The sequence below is a fragment of the Mesorhizobium abyssinicae genome (genome assembly GCF_049887195.1).
Lineage (GTDB): Bacteria > Pseudomonadota > Alphaproteobacteria > Rhizobiales > Rhizobiaceae > Mesorhizobium > Mesorhizobium abyssinicae.
In genome coordinates this window covers 1-438 of the sequence record NZ_JARAKC010000126.1, presented here as the reverse complement: position 1 = coordinate 438, position 438 = coordinate 1, and the positions used below count along the sequence as shown (strand labels likewise).

Genomic DNA, 438 nt, shown 5'->3' with positions numbered 1-438 from the left:
GCAAAATACTTCATGGCTGCTCCTCCTGATGTTTGTGGCGATCTACATCGACCACGTTCTCACATCTCGACAGGAGCAGCCGCCCTTGGCTCGGGCGAGACCCCAATCACCCCATCTGTTGAAGAAGGCACTCGCCACCGGACCGCAGCGGTGTTCACTGGTTCCGAAGGGATTCGGAGGTGACGAGTGCGCGGCGGCGACGATCGAACTGGCGAACTGTTCAGCTACGTGGACCTTGAAGCCCGGGTTCGGCGCAATCATCCGTTGCGGGCGATCCGGACGATCGTGAATGAAGCCCTGTCCGCGTTGGAACGCGAGTTCGCGGCGCTGTACTCGCCGATCGGACGGCCCTCGATCCCGCCGGAGAAGCTGCTGCGGGCGATGCTGTTGCAGGCGTTCTATTCGATCCGCTCGGAGCGGCTTTTGATGGAGCGGCTG

Annotated in this window: 1 protein-coding gene; it reads left to right on the top strand. The window is 61.9% G+C overall.

Annotated elements, in window-relative coordinates; genetic code table 11:
• Positions 1-186: 186 nt before the first annotated feature.
• Positions 187-438: transposase (locus PU724_RS33935; protein ID WP_426213856.1), on the top strand; the 252-nt coding region annotated here is incomplete at its 3' end.